This is a genomic window from Pseudoxanthomonas sp. P4_B2 (assembly GCF_056402315.1).
Genome location: NZ_JBFUHQ010000001.1, coordinates 974,097 through 989,556 on the forward strand (window position 1 = coordinate 974,097; position 15,460 = coordinate 989,556).

The 15,460-nt window shown below is 62.2% G+C and carries 11 protein-coding genes and 1 pseudogene; 6 read left to right on the forward strand and 6 right to left on the reverse strand.

Going from position 1 to position 15,460, the window contains the following annotated elements:
- Positions 1-22 precede the first annotated feature (22 nt).
- From AC1DTQ_RS04275 to AC1DTQ_RS04300, 6 genes are all read right to left on the reverse strand, one after another.
- Entirely contained in the window at positions 23-1,549 is a 1,527-nt protein-coding gene (locus tag AC1DTQ_RS04275; RefSeq protein WP_477848253.1) for a tryptophan halogenase family protein, read from the reverse strand.
- Between the two features lie 133 nt (positions 1,550-1,682).
- Positions 1,683-4,682, reverse strand: coding sequence for a TonB-dependent receptor (locus AC1DTQ_RS04280; RefSeq protein ID WP_477848255.1), 3,000 nt, complete (start codon positions 4,680-4,682; stop codon positions 1,683-1,685).
- A gap of 81 nt (positions 4,683-4,763) precedes the next feature.
- On the reverse strand, positions 4,764-5,804 hold the full coding sequence (locus tag AC1DTQ_RS04285; RefSeq protein WP_477848257.1) for a LacI family DNA-binding transcriptional regulator: 1,041 nt from the start codon (positions 5,802-5,804) through the stop codon (positions 4,764-4,766).
- A gap of 212 nt (positions 5,805-6,016) precedes the next feature.
- A complete protein-coding gene (locus tag AC1DTQ_RS04290) occupies positions 6,017-8,287 on the reverse strand; it encodes a glycoside hydrolase family 3 N-terminal domain-containing protein (RefSeq protein ID WP_477848259.1) in 2,271 nt (756 codons plus the stop codon).
- An 88-nt stretch (positions 8,288-8,375) separates the two neighbouring features.
- Positions 8,376-8,648 carry a BolA family protein gene (locus AC1DTQ_RS04295; protein WP_477848261.1) on the reverse strand — a complete coding sequence of 91 codons (273 nt, stop codon included), beginning with the start codon at positions 8,646-8,648 and terminating at the stop codon, positions 8,376-8,378.
- Positions 8,645-8,944 carry a YciI family protein gene (locus AC1DTQ_RS04300; protein WP_477848262.1) on the reverse strand — a complete coding sequence of 100 codons (300 nt, stop codon included), beginning with the start codon at positions 8,942-8,944 and terminating at the stop codon, positions 8,645-8,647. The genes AC1DTQ_RS04295 and AC1DTQ_RS04300 overlap by 4 nt, the downstream gene beginning before the upstream one ends.
- 353 nt (positions 8,945-9,297) lie before the next feature.
- Between AC1DTQ_RS04300 and AC1DTQ_RS04305 the strand changes: the two genes are divergently transcribed.
- The 6 genes and pseudogenes from AC1DTQ_RS04305 (at position 9,298) to AC1DTQ_RS04330 (ending at position 15,449) form a co-directional block, all read left to right on the forward strand.
- On the forward strand, positions 9,298-10,215 hold the full coding sequence (locus tag AC1DTQ_RS04305; protein ID WP_310091056.1) for a segregation and condensation protein A: 918 nt from the start codon (positions 9,298-9,300) through the stop codon (positions 10,213-10,215).
- Positions 10,187-10,795 (forward strand): annotated as a pseudogene (gene scpB, locus AC1DTQ_RS04310) (SMC-Scp complex subunit ScpB); the annotation flags it as partial. The gene AC1DTQ_RS04305 and the pseudogene scpB, both read left to right, overlap by 29 nt.
- Before the next feature lie 257 nt (positions 10,796-11,052).
- Positions 11,053-12,750 carry a pseudouridine synthase gene (locus AC1DTQ_RS04315; RefSeq protein WP_477848264.1) on the forward strand — a complete coding sequence of 566 codons (1,698 nt, stop codon included), beginning with the start codon at positions 11,053-11,055 and terminating at the stop codon, positions 12,748-12,750.
- Between the two features lie 121 nt (positions 12,751-12,871).
- Positions 12,872-13,981, forward strand: a complete 1,110-nt coding sequence (locus tag AC1DTQ_RS04320) for an NAD(P)/FAD-dependent oxidoreductase (protein WP_477848266.1) — start codon at positions 12,872-12,874, stop codon at positions 13,979-13,981.
- 93 nt (positions 13,982-14,074) lie between these two features.
- The gene (locus tag AC1DTQ_RS04325) at positions 14,075-14,869 is read left to right on the forward strand and encodes a ferredoxin--NADP reductase (RefSeq protein ID WP_477848268.1); all 795 of its coding nucleotides are present in this window, start codon (positions 14,075-14,077) and stop codon (positions 14,867-14,869) included.
- A 40-nt stretch (positions 14,870-14,909) separates the two neighbouring features.
- Positions 14,910-15,449 carry a TlpA disulfide reductase family protein gene (locus AC1DTQ_RS04330; protein ID WP_477848270.1) on the forward strand — a complete coding sequence of 180 codons (540 nt, stop codon included), beginning with the start codon at positions 14,910-14,912 and terminating at the stop codon, positions 15,447-15,449.
- Positions 15,450-15,460 lie beyond the last annotated feature (11 nt).

A 15,460-nucleotide genomic window follows, 5' to 3' on the forward strand; every position in this document is an offset into this window, starting at 1 on the left:
TGCGCACTCCATCCAAGCTTTTCTACATGCCCGATGGAGGCGTGGCGGCGCAATATCGGTCGATGAAGGCCTGTTGCATCGGCATAGCATCGACACAGTCGGAAACCGTGCGTCCTATGCTGGCGATATAACGGGCCAGATCTTCATCCGGCAGTTGGTCGACCAAGGGATGGTAGCTCTGCGGCAGGATGCCCTGCCCGATCATGATCTGGACCCAACTCATTTCCGCGAACATCTCTTCGCCATTGCGGAAGAAACGGCCACTGTCGCGGAACAGATCGATGTTGGCCTGCAGCTCGGGCGGAATCGGCATCTCCCGGCATTCGCGCCAGAACCTGGTGTCGTCGCGTTCGGTGGCGTGGTAATGCAGGATCAGGAAATCGCGGATCCGCTCAAACTCAAAGCTCAATTGGGCGTTGTAGCGGTCCACCAGGACATCGTTAACACCTTCCCGCGGGAACAGGCTGAGCAGCCTCATTATTCCCACCTGGATGAGGTGAATGCTGGTCGCTTCCAGCGGCTCCATGAAGCCGCTGGAAAGCCCAAGCGCAACGACGTTCTTATTCCAGAACTTTTTCCGCCGGCCGGTCGTGAAGCGCAACGGACGCGGATCGTCCAGTGCGCGTCCATCCAGGTTCCGCAGCAACGTCGTCGCCGCCTCGTCGTCGCTTATATGCGCGCTCGAATAGACATAGCCGTTGCCGGTGCGATGCTGCAGCGGGATACGCCATTGCCATCCGGCTTCGCGCGCGTTGGCACGGGTATAAGGCGCGGCAGGCCCGACGTTCTCGCTGGGCACGGCCATCGCGCGATCGCAGGGCAACCAGTGGGTGAAGTCGATATAACCGGTCTTGAGCGTGTCTTCGATCAGCACGCCACGGAAACCGGAACAATCGATGAAAAGGTCGCCGCGGATAACCTCGCCGTCCTCCATTTCCACCGCGTCCACGAAACCGCGCTCGGCGTCGAGCAATACCCGCGCGACGATGCCTTCGGTGCGCTGCACTCCCTTCTTCTCGGAGTAGCCGCGGAGATAGCGCGCATATAGGCCTGCGTCGAAATGATAGGCGTAAGCGATGTTGGCCAGCGGCGAAGCCGGGGGCACATCGGAAGCCGAAACCATGAATTTCCCACGCGGCGCGGCCAACGCGCTCAGCAGATAGGCGCTGATGTCCGCGGCTTTGCCGGACCGGGATGCCTTGATCCAGTATTGATGGAACGGGAGCATGCCCAGGCCGCGGCCTATCTCGTTGCCGAAGCCATGCATGTAGGAATCGCCGAGCCGGTTCCAGTCGTTGAACTGGATGCCGAGCTTGAACGTGCCCTGGGTATTGCGAACGAAATCGGCCTCGTCGATCTGCAGCAGGCTGTTGAACAACCTGATATGGGGAATCGTGCCCTCGCCCACGCCGACCGTGCCGATGGCCTCAGATTCGATGAGCCGTATCGAACACGCTTCGCCAAGCGTCTTGGAAAGCGCCGCCGCCGCCATCCAGCCCGCGGTGCCGCCTCCGACGATGACTATATTCTTGATCGCGTTTTCGCTCATCGGATCGCGCTCTTCGTGCAAGGACGGCCAAAATCCGTCATTTCATTCCAGCCATTTCCAACGCTTCCGTCCCATCGCAAGACAAGACCCGCGTTCGCGGGTCTTGTCTTTGCCGCTCTTGTTACCGCTGCGGTTACCAGATGACCCGGACGCTCATGAACAGCGTGCGCGGCGGGGTGTACTGGGAGCCGTACTGATTGAAGCTGACGTCCGGGTTGTAGACTCCACCACCGCCCCAGTTGACGTTGTATTGGCTGAGGTTATCCGCGTCGGTAGCGTTTATGAGATCGCCACGCACCTGCACCGTTACATTCTCCGTCACCAGCATATCCTTCGACAGGGACAGATCCAGTTGTTTGACGCCGAAGGTGCCCGGCGCATCCAGCGCCACCGCGCGCGGGAGCACCGTATTGGGTGCGCCGTAATTGTAGAAGCCCACGATCTCGTTCAACGGTGCCGGAGTGGCCAGGGTCAGCTTGGCCGATGCGGTTATGTTCCAAGGCAGGTCGTAGATACCGGTCACGACCAAGCGATGCTTAGGCACAGCCTTCAGATCGATGAACGCGTAATCCTCGATGGTCGCGGCATCGAAGGCGTAATGCTCATCGCCGCCTCGGTTACCCGTGGCGTGCGAGAACGTATAGGCCGCCGAAACACCCCAGCCCGATTCCTTGGTGTAGGGCTTGTCCGCGGAAAGCAGCAGCTGGGTGGTCTTGGTTTCGATGCCGTTGTTGCCGATGATCAATGCCCCGAAACCCGGCGGCGAATGGCCCCAAGGCTGCGAACCGTCCTGGAAGAAGTCGCCGTTGGGATAACGGTTACCGAGCGTGAAGACGAATCCTTCCTTGCTGTGGATATAGGCCACCGTGGCCGAAGTGTTCCATTCGCCCACTTTGTTGCGCATACCCAAGGAGAACTGGTCCGAATACGGAGTCACCAGATCATTATTGAGCAGGTCTATTTCGCCGTTGCGAACGTTCGAGGTCACCAGCGTCGCCAGCTCATCGGATCCATTGAGGTAACGCGGATCCCAAGCCACGCAGCTGCCCGGGGCTGGAGTGCAGCCTGTCGTATCCGAGAAACGGATCGTGTATCCGGAAAGCGCGGACTTGACCTGTTCCAGGCCCATGTAGTCGTACAAGTTGCGATCGTAGCTGCGGCCGGCGCCGCCGAATATCACGTGTTGCTCGTCGCCATTGATGTCGTAAGAGAAGCCGAGACGCGGCGCCCAATTGTTCTTGTCGGATTTGCGATTGTTCCCGTTGCTGATGTAATCGTCGAGGTCGATGCCACCAAGCGCCAACTGCTCCGCGTAAGTCGCCGTGATGGCCGGATTGGTGCCCGGACCGGTCAATGCAGCGACGACTTCCGGCGGGGTGACGAAGTCGGTGTAAGACGGGATTTCCTCGTAGTCCCAGCGCACGCCGAGGTTGAGCTGCAGCTTGTCGGTCACGTTCCAGTCGTCTTGGATATACAGGCCGATCTGCTTGGACTTGGTGGTGACGGAAGGTGTGGCGCCCGCGAAGGGCAGATTGAACCTGACCTGGTACGGAATGTCGCTGGTGCCCAACGGCAATCCCGCTTGCGTACCGTCGTTGACAGCGTAGTAGAACGAGGGATTCTCGGTCGAATTCTCGCTCTGGGTCAGGTCGATCTGCTTGTACTTAATGCCTGCCTTGACGACATGATCGCCATGCCACTCGAAGCCATTGAAGGTGATGTCGTCCTGAATGGCTGGACCCTTCTGGCCCTTGCGCTGGATAGCCAGACCGCTGGTCGCATCGTCGAAAAGGATAACCCGATTCTGGTCCAGGCCAAGCGTATAGATCGACTGGTTGCCGATGGAGTAAGCGGTCGGATTGAACAACACGTCCTCATAGGTGACGCGCAGTTCGTTCAAGTAGCTTTCGCCGTAGTGCTCCCAGTTCAGGTCGTAGCGCTCTTCGGTATTCTTATTATTCTTAGCGGCGTCGGCCGTGGTGATGCCGCCAACGCTGTCACGACTGTCCTCGTCACGCACCTTGGCGGAAAACTCCAGTTTGTCGTTGTCGCCGATCTCCCAGTCGATCTTGCCGAAGTACAAATCCTCCTGGAACGGCCGTGTCACCGGTCCCAACTTGCCCTGAACGTCGGCCGGCAGGTACTGGCCGATACCGACGTTGGTACCCGGGACGATAGGGTCTGCGGGAATGACGAAGCCTTTTCCTTCATAACTGAAGAAGAAGTGCATCTTGTCCTGGATGATCGGGCCACCCAACGCAAAGCCGTACTCGTTCTGATGTGTCTTCTGCTTTTCCTTGCCGGGCGCCCTTTCGCCAGCAGTTTCCGTACGCCAACCGGAATCCGTATGCCGGCCGAATACCTCGCCATGGAACTCGTTGGTGCCTGACTTGGTGGCAGCTACGATAGCGGCCGAACCTACCTGGTCGAACTCGGCCTTGTAGTTGGAGGTAATGACTTTGTACTCGCCGATCGCCAATTGTGGGAACGGGTTGCCCGCACTTTGCTGCTGACCAGACACGCCGCCGAACAGATAGCTCTTCTGGCCGACGCCGTCGATGTAGACGTTCACCGCGCTGGTGGTCTGCGCGCCGCCGCGGATATCACTGTGGCCGGAACCATCGGTGGTGAATTGCATGCCCGGAACGGTGTCGGCGAATTCGAGGAAGTTGCGGGTCAGCTGGGGAACCGTATTGATCTGCTTCAGCGACACATTGGTGCCGACTTCGGAAGTCTTGACCTCCGTCAACGGCGGAGCGGTCACGGTCACGGTATCGAGCGTCGTTGCGTCTCCCGTGGGGGCCGCCGCAGGGGCACTCAGATCAAGGCTGACGGAAGTAGCCACGCTCAGGGTCACGGTTCTCTCGGTGCCGGGGCCAGCGTCGACCTGGTACGTACCTGGTGGCAGGCCCACCAACGAATACGAACCATCGGCATTAGGCATGACTCGACGGACGGCGCCAGTGGCAGTGTTCTTCGCTGTCACCTGGGTCCCGACAGGCGCGTTACCACGCAACGTCGCATTGGAGGACTGGGCGAAGGCGGGGGCCATGCTCAGCGTCAAGCAACTGGCCAGGGCGCAGGTGAGCAACTTGCGTGTGGGACGGATGTTGCGTGGCTTGCGGTTCTTCATGACCTCTCCCCTCCCAGGGTATGCAAACTGAATTGGAAAAACGGTTGGAATCGGTTACATCGTCGGCAAAAAATATTCGGCTCACGAACTATCGGATTTGGCCGTCCGGCGTGTCGCATGGATGGTGGATTCGCGCACGATGAGTTCCGGCACCAGCGTCTGCTGCGTCGACGGCTGCAAGTCATCGGACTCGATCGACTGCAGCAGGCGGGTAAGCGCCAACCCACCCAACTCCGCAATGCTGACCCGCATGGTGGTCAAGGTAGGGTGAACGAAGCGCGCCAGCGGAATGTCGTCGAAGCCGGCAAGCGCTATATCGGCCGGAACTTTCACGCCCGCTTCGTTGAAAGCGTAGAGACAACCCAGCGCCATCATGTCGTTGGCGGCAAATACCGCATCGGGACGCTGCTTGGAGGCGACGATCCGCTTGCCGGCCTCATAGCCGGAGGATTCATCGAAATCGCCCGGCAACTCGATGGCCTCGGCATCGGGCAGATGCTGCGCCAATGCGCTGCGATAACCGCGCAAACGCTCGCTGGCATCGAAGTTGTCTTCTGGACCGCAGATGAAGGCGATCCGCTGGTGCCCGGCCTCCGCGAGATGCTTGACCATGGTCGAAGCACCGCCGAAGTTGTCGATGCTCAGCACCGGATAGGTGGCATCGGGCAGATGTGTGTTGATCAGCACCGCCGGCAATGCGGTCGGAAGGTTGTCGGTGAGGAACCCGGGACGATCCGCATAAGGCGACAGCACCAGCAGGCCATCGACGCGTCCACGCATGGCGCGCAACGCCTCACCCTGCTCTTCCGGGTGGCCGTGATAGCTAGAAACCAGCAGATGCTGGCGACGGGCCCGAGCGACCACGTCGATACCGCGGATCAGCTCGGAGAAGAATTCGCCGTACAGGTCCGGCAGCACCACGCCGATGGTCTGGGTACGGCGGCTGCTGAGGCTGCGGGCGGCGGCGTGCGGCTGGTAGCGGAGTCGATTTGCGATCTCCGTCACATGCTTGCGCACGCCTTCGGCGACATTCTCATGTCCGTTCAGTGCGCGTGACACGGTGGCGACGGATACCGACGCCTCACGTGCAACATCCTTGATGGTGACATTGGTTCGAGCCATTCACCGCCCCTCCGCGGTTAGGACTGTACTAAGTGGCGGCGACTGTAAACGTTTCCATGATCATATGTAAAGCTTTCATAAGTCTCATAGGCAATTCGTTATTTTTCAATCATTTACAGACAATAATTCGGTCGAAAAAGTGACGCAGCGCAACATATTTCGACCGCCGGCGGACCCTCTTCCAACCGGCCAATCCTGTCCGACGTGACCGCTTATCGCGCGGTTACCTCGAACTTCGCCTCAAGGTTGTCTACCGAATTGCCGCCCGCAAATACCGTGAAACTACCCGGCTCGACGATCCGCTTCATGTCCGCTCCGTAGAAGCTCAGGTCATTTGCGGTCAGGGTAAAAGTCAACGTTTGCGACTTCCCGGCCTGTAGGTGGACACGGCGGAACCCGCGCAGCTGCTTGACCGGACGGGTGACGCTGGCCACATCATCGCGCAGGTACAGCTGCACCACTTCGTCGCCCGCACGAGAGCCGGTATTGGTGACGGTCACTTCCACCTGCAACGTGCCGTCGGCCGGAATCTTTTTCCGGCTCAAGCGCAGCGCGTCGTAACGGAAGCTGGTGTAGCTGAGCCCGTGTCCGAAGGCATACAGCGGCTTCCACGACACATCCAAGTACTTGGAGGAATAGCGTTCTTCTTCGCGCGGCGGGCGCCCGGTGTTCTTGTGCGCGTAATAGATCGGCACCTGGCCGACATTGCGCGGGAAGGTAATCGGCAACCGCCCAGCCGGGTTGTAGTCGCCGAACAGCACATCGGTCAGCGCATGGCCCGCTTCGACGCCGGGGAACCACGCCTCCAGGATCGACGGCACCTGTTCCTGCAGACTATTGATCGACAAGGGTCGGCCATTGAACAGCACCGCTGCCACCGGCTTGCCGCTCTTCTGCACGGCCAGCGCCAGTTGTTCCTGCACGCCCGGCAGATCGAGCGAGGTCCTGTTGTTGGCTTCGCCGCTCATGTCCTCGGCTTCGCCCAACATCAGCAGCACGGCATCGGCCTGTCCGGCGATGCGCACCGCTTCGGCGATTCCGGTGGTGTCGGCAGTGTTGATGTCGGCGCCGTGCGCGTACAGAACCTTGGTTTCCGGGCCGACCGCAGCGCGGATGCCGGCAAGTGGCGTCACCACATCTTCGGGACGGCCCATGCCCGCCCAACTGCCCAGCATCGCGCGCGGATTGTCGGCCAGCGGCCCAATCACCGCCAGCGTGCGAATCTGCTTGGACAGCGGCAGCACGTTGCCTTTGTTTTTTAGCAGCACCATGGATTCGCGCGCCATAGTGCGCGCGGCATCGCGATGGTCGGCGGTGAGCGTCTGGCTTTTTTCCAGCGACTCGTCGCAATTCCGGTACGGGTTATCGAACAAACCCAGCCGGTACTTGGCGCGCAACACACGAAGCACCGCGTCATCGACCGTAGCTACAGGAAGTTTCCCGGCGCGCACCGCCTTGGGCATGTCCTTACGGTAGATGTCGCTGACCATGTCTATATCCACGCCGGCCTCCAGCGCGCGCCTACCGGCCTCAGTGCGATCGGCGGCGATGCGATGGTTCATCAGTTCCATCACGCCGGTGTAGTCGCTGACCAGCACACCGTCGAAGCCCCATTCGCCGCGCAGCACGCCGTTAATCAACGGGCCATTGGCATGCATCGGTACGCCAGCGATCTCGTTGAAGGAGGCCATTATCGATCCCACGCCCGCATCGACCGCTGCGTGGAAGGGGGGCAGATAGACCTCGCGCAGGGTGCGCTCGGAAATATCCACCGTGTTGTAGTCGCGGCCGGCTTCGGCACCGCCATAGGCAACGAAATGCTTGGCGGTGGCCAGCACGCTGTCGGCAGCGCGCAAGTCGTTGCCCTGGAAGCCGCGCACTCGCGCTACCGCCATCACTTGGCCCAGATAAGTATCTTCGCCCGATCCCTCAACCACCCGACCCCAGCGCGGATCGCGCGCTACGTCCACCATCGGCGCATAGGTCCAGTTGATACCGTGCGCGGTGGCCTCTACCGCACCCACCCGGGCAGCCTTCTCCACGGCGATCGGATTGAAGCTGGCCGCTTCGCCCAATGGCACCGGGAACACGGTGCGATAGCCATGGATCACGTCGAAGCCGAACAGCAAGGGGATGCCCAGCCTGGATTCCTTCACCGCGATCCGCTGCATATCGCAGGTCAGCTTTACGCCCTGCATGCCCAGGAAGGAACCGACCTGGCCCTTGCGCACCTGATCGGTACCGGCGGCTTTTGCCTTGGGTCCGGTGTCGTTGCCGATGCCGGGCGGCTGGTTGAGTTGTCCCAGCTTTTCCTCAAGCGTCATCCGCGCCAGCAGGGACTCGACGAAAGCCTTTTCCCCGGTATCGGAGGGCTTTGCTGCTTCGGCGGCCACCAGCCCCAGCGGCGCCAGGGCCATTACCCACAGCGCCAGGGAACTCCGGGCGCGTCCTCCACGATTTCCCTTCCGATACGTCGCTTTCATTTTCCCGGCTCCTCCTTCCAGATTTCAGGCGGGCAAATGTAAACGTTTTCAGGAAAGGGTGTAAGTCGCACCGCAACAGTTCGGGACGTCAGTCCGGTTCGCCCGGTGCCCGGGCTTGGATCTGCAGCGCGTGGATGTCGGTCGTCATCATTTCCCCCAATGCCGCATACACCGCTCGATGCCGGGACAGGGAGTTCTTCCCGGCGAAAGCCTCGCTGACTATTTCGACGCTGTAGTGCCCTCTTCCGTCCCGCGCACCGGCATGGCCAGCATGCAGGTGGCTGTCGTCGTTCACGATCAGCTGCGTGGGTGCGAAAGCGATTTCGAGCGCCTCGCGGATGCGGGCGAGCCGGCTACTCAAGGCAGGACCTTGCGGAAGGGACGCACTTCAGTGCGGACGTAGGCGCCTGCCTCTACATAAGGATCGGTGTCGGCCCAGGCACGCGCGGATTCCAGGGAGTCGAACTCGGCGATCACGATGCTGCCGCTGAAACCGGCTGGACCCGGATCCTCGGCATCGATCGCCGGGCACGGCCCCGCCAGCAAAAGCCGGCCTTCGTCGCGCAATGCGGTCAACCGCGCCAGGTGCGCGGGACGCACCGCCGTGCGTTTGGGCAGGGCGTCGACTGCGTCATAACCTTCAATTGCATACCACACTAGATCTCTCCGGGATCCTATCCAGCCTGAATTGTACGGTGAGGCCGCGGGCCCGGCGCTGGACACCCGCCTCGCCACCCCTTACTCTTGATCCATTGCACGGCCGGAAGCAGCGGCCCGCCCGGACTCGGCTCATTCGCCTTCAGGCTCATTTGCCAGCAGTCCCGTCGACCGATTCGCTGCCCCCACCCGCCCGGGCCCAACGACCTTCTCGCTGTCTGCCGCCTTGTCCTTTGGCGTGCACTGTCTGCTTGATGTGTGGGAATGCGATCGCACTGCGACGCACTGTTCAGCCGCAAGACCCAAGCACGTCGGCCCCAGCCGCGTGGTGCCTGCAATTCATGGCTTATTAGATGACTTCCGACCTCGCGCAAGACGCGAATCCGCAAATCGATACGCTCAAGCCCCAACAGCCGGCTCCTCAGCAACATGAGATGCCGCTGGCGATGGTGCATGGGCAAGCCGTGCTGCAGATTCCCCAGGACCTGTATATCCCGCCGGACGCGCTGGAAGTGATCCTGGACGCGTTCGAGGGCCCGCTGGACCTGCTGCTGTACCTGATCCGCCGGCAGAACCTGGACATCCTGGACATCCCGGTAGCCGAGATCACCCGCCAATACGTCCAGTACATCGGCGTAATGCAGGATTTGCGCTTCGAGCTGGCCGCCGAATACCTGGTCATGGCCGCGATCCTGGCCGAGATCAAGTCGCGCATGCTGCTGCCGCGTCCGGTGAGCGAGGAAGGCGAGGAAGGCGACCCACGCGCCGATTTGGTGCGTCGCCTGCAGGAATACGAACGCTTCAAGCAGGCCGCCGAGGATATCGACGCCCTGCCCCGCCTGGACCGCGATACCACGCCGGTGCAGGCGCATGTGCCGGAACGCGCCGTGGTCCGCCTGCCGCCGCCGGTGGACCTGCGCGAGATGCTGCTGGCCCTGCACGATGTGCTCAAGCGCGCCGATCTGTTCACCGGCCACGCCATCAAGCGCGACGCGCTCAGCGTGCGCCAGCGCATGGGCGACGTGCTGACGCGGCTGGAGGACGGCAAGTTCCACCGCTTCGAATCGATGTTCACGCCCGAAGAAGGCCGGCAGGGCGTGCTGGTCACGTTCCTGGCCATGCTGGAACTGGCCAAGGAACAGCTGCTCGACTTCGTGCAGGAAGCGCCACTGGCGCCGATCTACTTGAAGTCGCTGGCCCTGAACAACACCAACGAACCGCTGGCGTTTTCCAGCGAATTCGATGACGGCGACGCCGCCAACGACAACTGACCGACACCCAGAAGCCAAGCACCGCATGGATCAAGCGCTCATCACCCGTATCGTCGAAGCCGCCCTGCTGGCCGCCAACCAGCCGCTGACGCTGGCGCAGCTGCATGGACTGTTCCCCGAAGACCAGCCTGCCCCGCCCGACAGCGTCGAGCAGGCGCTGGAACAATTGCGAGACGCCTGCGCCGATCGCGGTGTAGAGCTGGTGGAGGTTGCTTCCGGCTTCCGCTACCAGGTGAAGGAAGAAGTGCACGGCTGGGTCTCGCGCATGTGGACCGAGCGCAAGACCAAGTACACCCGCGCCACCCTTGAGACACTGGCGCTGATCGCCTACCGCCAGCCGATCACCCGCGGCGAGATCGAACAGGTCCGCGGCGTGGCCGTCAGCAGCAATACCATCCAGGCCCTGGAAGAACGCGAGTGGATCCGCGTGGTCGGCCACCGCGACGTGCCCGGCAAGCCTGCGCTGTTCGGTACCACCAAGATCTTCCTGGACTATTTCGGCCTCAAGCGCCTGGACGAATTGCCGCCGCTGTCCGAACTGAAGGACATCGGCGAACTGGAACCGCAGTTGTTCATGGACGAAGCGCCGGTACCGGTCGGCCTTCCCAGTCCGGAAGCCGCGCAGGAAAGCGACGCCGCTGATGACGGCGAAGAAATGCAGGCCGCCAACGACGAAGAGCTCGACGCCGACGCCGATCACGCGACGGAAGACGAACAAGACATTCCTTCGGAAGAAGACGCTTCCGAAGCGATTCCCCATCAAGAACATTCCTTAGAAAACCAGGACGAAACCGAAGGCGCCGATCCGGACAGCCAGGCTTCGTCGGAGCAGAAACAATGAGCGACACCCCTCGTAACAAACTCTCGCTGAAGCGTGGCGACGCCGCCGAAGCCAGCGACACCACCAAACTTTCCGAGCGCCTGCACAAGGTGCTCGCGCAGGCCGGCCTGGGTTCGCGCCGCGCGCTGGAACAGCGCATCGCCGACGGCCTGGTCAAGGTCAACGGCGAAGTCGCGCAGACCGGCATGTCGGTCAAGGGCGGCGACCGCATCGAACTGGACGGCAAGACCTTCGTCGCCAGCGCCCTGACCGAACCGGCACGCGTGCTGCTGTACAACAAGCCCGAAGGCGAAGTGACCACGCGCGAAGATCCCGAAGGCCGTCCCACCATCTTCGAAGCGCTGCCCGCCTTGAAGGGCGCGCGCTGGATCGCGATCGGCCGCCTGGACATCAACACCACCGGCCTGCTGCTGTTGACCACCGACGGCGAACTCGCCAACGCGATGATGCATCCGTCCTACGAAGTGGAACGCGAATACGTCTGCCGCGTGCGCGCGCCGGAAGGCATGGAGACCGTACCCGACAATCTGGTCGATCGACTCGCTCGCGGCGTCGCGCTGGAAGACGGCCCAGCCAAGTTCGATGTGATCGAGCGCATCGGCGGCACCGGCATGCACGAGGGTGGCCAGCACGATTGGTTCCGCGTTGTGGTCAAAGAAGGCCGCAATCGCGAAGTTCGTCGTCTGTGGGAATCGCAGGGCTGCCAGGTCAGCCGCCTCAAGCGCACGCGCTACGGCAAGATCTCGCTGCCGCAGCCGCTGCTGCGCGGCCAGTCGCAAGAACTGCCGGATGTGCAAGTCGAAAAACTGCGCGCCGAGCTGGGTCTGGAAACCGGCGCTCCGCCCGCACTCACCCTGCAGCCGGTGATCGGCCAACGCAAAGCGGCCAAGGCCACCGTGCATGTGGGCGGCGGTCGCACGACGGGCCAGGCTTACGTCAACGGCCACAACACCGCCGACGAAGGACGCGAGTTGCGCCGCTTTGACCACGTGCGCGAAGACCGCGGTCGTGGCCGTTTCGGCAACAAGAAACCCCATGGCGGTCTGACCGTCAGCGGCGAAGCGGCCGCCAAGCAATCGCAGAAGCCGTTCAAGTCGCGTCCCACCAAGGGCCCGAAACCGCTGCCTGATGGCAATCCCGCTGCATTCCGCAGCTGGTATGTGCCCGAAGGCGTGGACACCGGCCCGACCGGTCACCGCAATGCCGGTCCGCCCAAGCCCTATGGCGCCAGGCCCGGTGGCCCGCGTCCTGCGGGTGCGGGTGCGGGGCGTCCTGGTGCCGGCCGCCCTGGCGGCGGCGCGGGTGGTCGTCCGGGTGCGGGCGGCAATCGCCCTTATGCGGCGCGCAGCGAAGGCAATTTCGGCAACGAAGCCCGCGGTCCGCGTGGTCCCGGGCCGAAGGGTCCGCGTCAAGGTGGACAAGGCCAGGGCGAAGGTCAGCAGCGCGCACCGCGTCCGTATGGACATCCGGGCAACGCGCCCAGCTTTCCTTCCGATCACGCCAACCCCGGAGCCTATAACCCGTACGGCCAGCAGCCGCGCCCGCCACGTCCGCAAGGCGCGCGTCCGGGTGGCAACCGTCCTAACAACAACGCAGGCCCGCGCCCGAATGGCCCGCGTCCCGGCGGTCCGCGTGGTGCAGGCCGCCCGCCGGGCGGCGGCAATCGCGGTCCGCGCGGCGGCGGCCAAGGCTGAAGCGCGATAAGCATCGATAAACAAAGGGCGCTTAGGCGCCCTTTTTTTTACCGCACTTCATGCCCGCCTCACATTGCGCCAGCAGTGTCCGTCTACCACGACAAACGGACATGAAGTACCGATGGCAAGCAACAGCACCCCGCATTACGAGGCGATTGTCGTGGGCAGCAGTTTCGGCGGCGCTGCCTGCGCCCTGGCGGCGCGTGAAGCCGGCCTGCGCGTGTGCGTACTAGAACGCAAGCACGACCCGGGCGACCGCCTCCACACCACCGGCATCATCGTCAAGGAGGCCGCAGAGGATACTGAACTCAGAAATCTGCCATCGAACTTGGTTCGCAGGATCGATACGGTGCGGCTGTACTCGCCCAATCTACGCAGCGCCCTGTTGTCGGCGCCCGGTTATTTCTTCCTGACTACCGACACGCCCAATGTCATGCGCTGGTTGGCTCAGCGACAACGCGACGCGGGGATCGAACTGCGACTAGGCCATTCCTTCCAGGCCGCGCAACGCAACGATTCCGGATTTCAAGTGGACGGCGTGGGCACCGCGCGCTATCTGATCGGCGCCGATGGCGCGCGTTCGCGCGTGGCCGAGCGCTTCGGTTTGGGCAGGCCCAAGCATTTCCTCTACGGCATCGAATACGAGTTCGATGGAATCTCATTGCGCGAGCCCGACACGCTGCATTGTTTCATCACCCGCCGGTTCGCGCCCGGCTACATCGGCTGGGTCGCGCAGACGCCGACGGGGGTCCAGGCCGGTCTGGCGATGCGGCACGATCCGGCGAACACACGCGCACCGGATATCGCCGGTTTCCTGGACCGCGTCGGCGATGTTGTCGGCCTGCCGGCACGGCGCCGCGCCGATGCGATACGCGCGGGCCTAATTCCATGCGGAGGTCCGGTAGCGCCGTTGGCGCACGATGGGGTGATCCTGACAGGCGACGCCGCGGGCATCGTTTCCCCGGTCACGGCGGGTGGAATCCATTCGGCTTGGCGCCATGGTTGGCTTGTCGGTCGCGCACTGGCGAACACTGCAGGACGCGGCACTCCCGAGGAAATCGCGATCAGCCAGGCGCCACGATTCTTCCGCAAACGACTACTGCGCTGGGCCTTCGACCATGCGCAGATGGATTGGCCCTTCGACCTGCTGTTGAGAACGCCGCCACTGCGTTGGGCCGCCGAACAGATCTACTTCCACAAGCGCGGCGCGACCAGAGACAACCCCGCCTGAAAGCCCACAGATATCGGCGCGGCACGATGAGAACCGCTCTCATTTCCTCGGTTACAATACGCCACCGAACTCTCTTCACGTCCGACGTTTCCCATGTCTTCCGCTTTCGGCACCGAAACGGTGCTCGACGTCCGTCACTGGACCGACGACTACTTCAGCTTCACCACCACACGCGATGACGGCTTCCGTTTCGACAACGGCCAATTCGTGATGATCGGCCTGCAGGGTCAGCAAGCGGACGGCACGCCCAAGCCGTTGATGCGCGCTTATTCCATCGCCAGCGCCAACTGGGAAGAACAGCTGGAGTTCTTCAGCATCAAAGTGCCCAACGGTCCGTTGACCTCGCGCCTGCAGCACATCAAGCCTGGCGACACCGTGCTGGTGGGCAAGAAGCCGACCGGCACATTACTGATCAGCGACCTGCATGCGGGAAGGAATCTCTTCCTGCTCGGCACCGGCACCGGTCTGGCGCCCTGGCTTTCCATCATCAAGGATCCGGAAACCTACGAACGCTTCGACCGTATCGTGCTCACCCACGGCGTGCGCCACCAACACGACCTGGCTTACCGCGATTACTTCGAGAAGGAACTGCCCCAGCATGAATTCCTGGGCGAACAGATCCGCGAAAAGCTGTTGTATTACCCGGCGGTCACGCGCGAAGACTTCATCCATCGCGGCCGGCTGACCGAACTCCTGGACAGTGGCTGCATGACCGAAGCATTGGGCCTGCCCGCGCTGGATGCGGCGCACGACCGCGCCATGATCTGCGGCAGCCCGCAGATGCTGGCCGACCTGCGCGGGATCCTCGATTCGCGCGGTTTTACCCCCGCTCCGCGCATAGGGACTCCGGGCCAATACGTCTTCGAACGCGCTTTTGTCGAAAAATAGAACTTGCGTGCTAGCCTTCCGGCAAACGGAGGGGAGTCCGATGATCAAACAAATCCTGTTGGGCGTGGTCCTTTGCGGCTGCGCGCTGGTTGGCATGGCCGGGGAATCGAAACCGCAACCCAAGGTCGGCGAGATGCCGCCGCCCATGCTGGGCAAGCTGCATGGCGGCGATACCCAAGTGAACCTGGACAACTATCGCGGCAAAGTCGTTATCGTCACTTTCTGGGCGTCATGGTGCGGACCCTGCCGGCGCGAACTACCGGTACTGGCGCAATTCCAACAGGTTATCGGACATGACGCGCTGGAAGTGATCGCGGTGAACTTCAAGGAACCACGACCGGATTTCCTCCGCGTGCTACGCGCCAATCGCAAGTTGGACCTGAATTACGTTCACGACGGCAAAGGCATCGCCAGCGACGAATATGGGGTGAATTCGCTTCCCAACATGTTCGTGATAGACCGCGACGGCAAGATCGCCCATGTGCATCGCGGCTATTCGGAAGAGATGCTTGAAGGTTTCATCACCGAAATCACGGACCTATTGCCCGAGGAAGTGCTCAAGCGTCCCGCAGGAGTCTAACGACGGCCGAC

Coding starts and splice junctions, on each gene's coding strand:
- AC1DTQ_RS04275 (WP_477848253.1), bottom strand. CDS start 1,549: ATGAGCGAAAACGCGATCAAGAATATAGTCATCGTCGGAGGCGGCACC.
- AC1DTQ_RS04280 (WP_477848255.1), bottom strand. CDS start 4,682: ATGAAGAACCGCAAGCCACGCAACATCCGTCCCACACGCAAGTTGCTC.
- AC1DTQ_RS04285 (WP_477848257.1), bottom strand. CDS start 5,804: ATGGCTCGAACCAATGTCACCATCAAGGATGTTGCACGTGAGGCGTCG.
- AC1DTQ_RS04290 (WP_477848259.1), bottom strand. CDS start 8,287: ATGAAAGCGACGTATCGGAAGGGAAATCGTGGAGGACGCGCCCGGAGT.
- AC1DTQ_RS04305 (WP_310091056.1), top strand. CDS start 9,298: ATGACTTCCGACCTCGCGCAAGACGCGAATCCGCAAATCGATACGCTC.
- AC1DTQ_RS04315 (WP_477848264.1), top strand. CDS start 11,053: ATGAGCGACACCCCTCGTAACAAACTCTCGCTGAAGCGTGGCGACGCC.
- AC1DTQ_RS04320 (WP_477848266.1), top strand. CDS start 12,872: ATGGCAAGCAACAGCACCCCGCATTACGAGGCGATTGTCGTGGGCAGC.
- AC1DTQ_RS04325 (WP_477848268.1), top strand. CDS start 14,075: ATGTCTTCCGCTTTCGGCACCGAAACGGTGCTCGACGTCCGTCACTGG.
- AC1DTQ_RS04330 (WP_477848270.1), top strand. CDS start 14,910: ATGATCAAACAAATCCTGTTGGGCGTGGTCCTTTGCGGCTGCGCGCTG.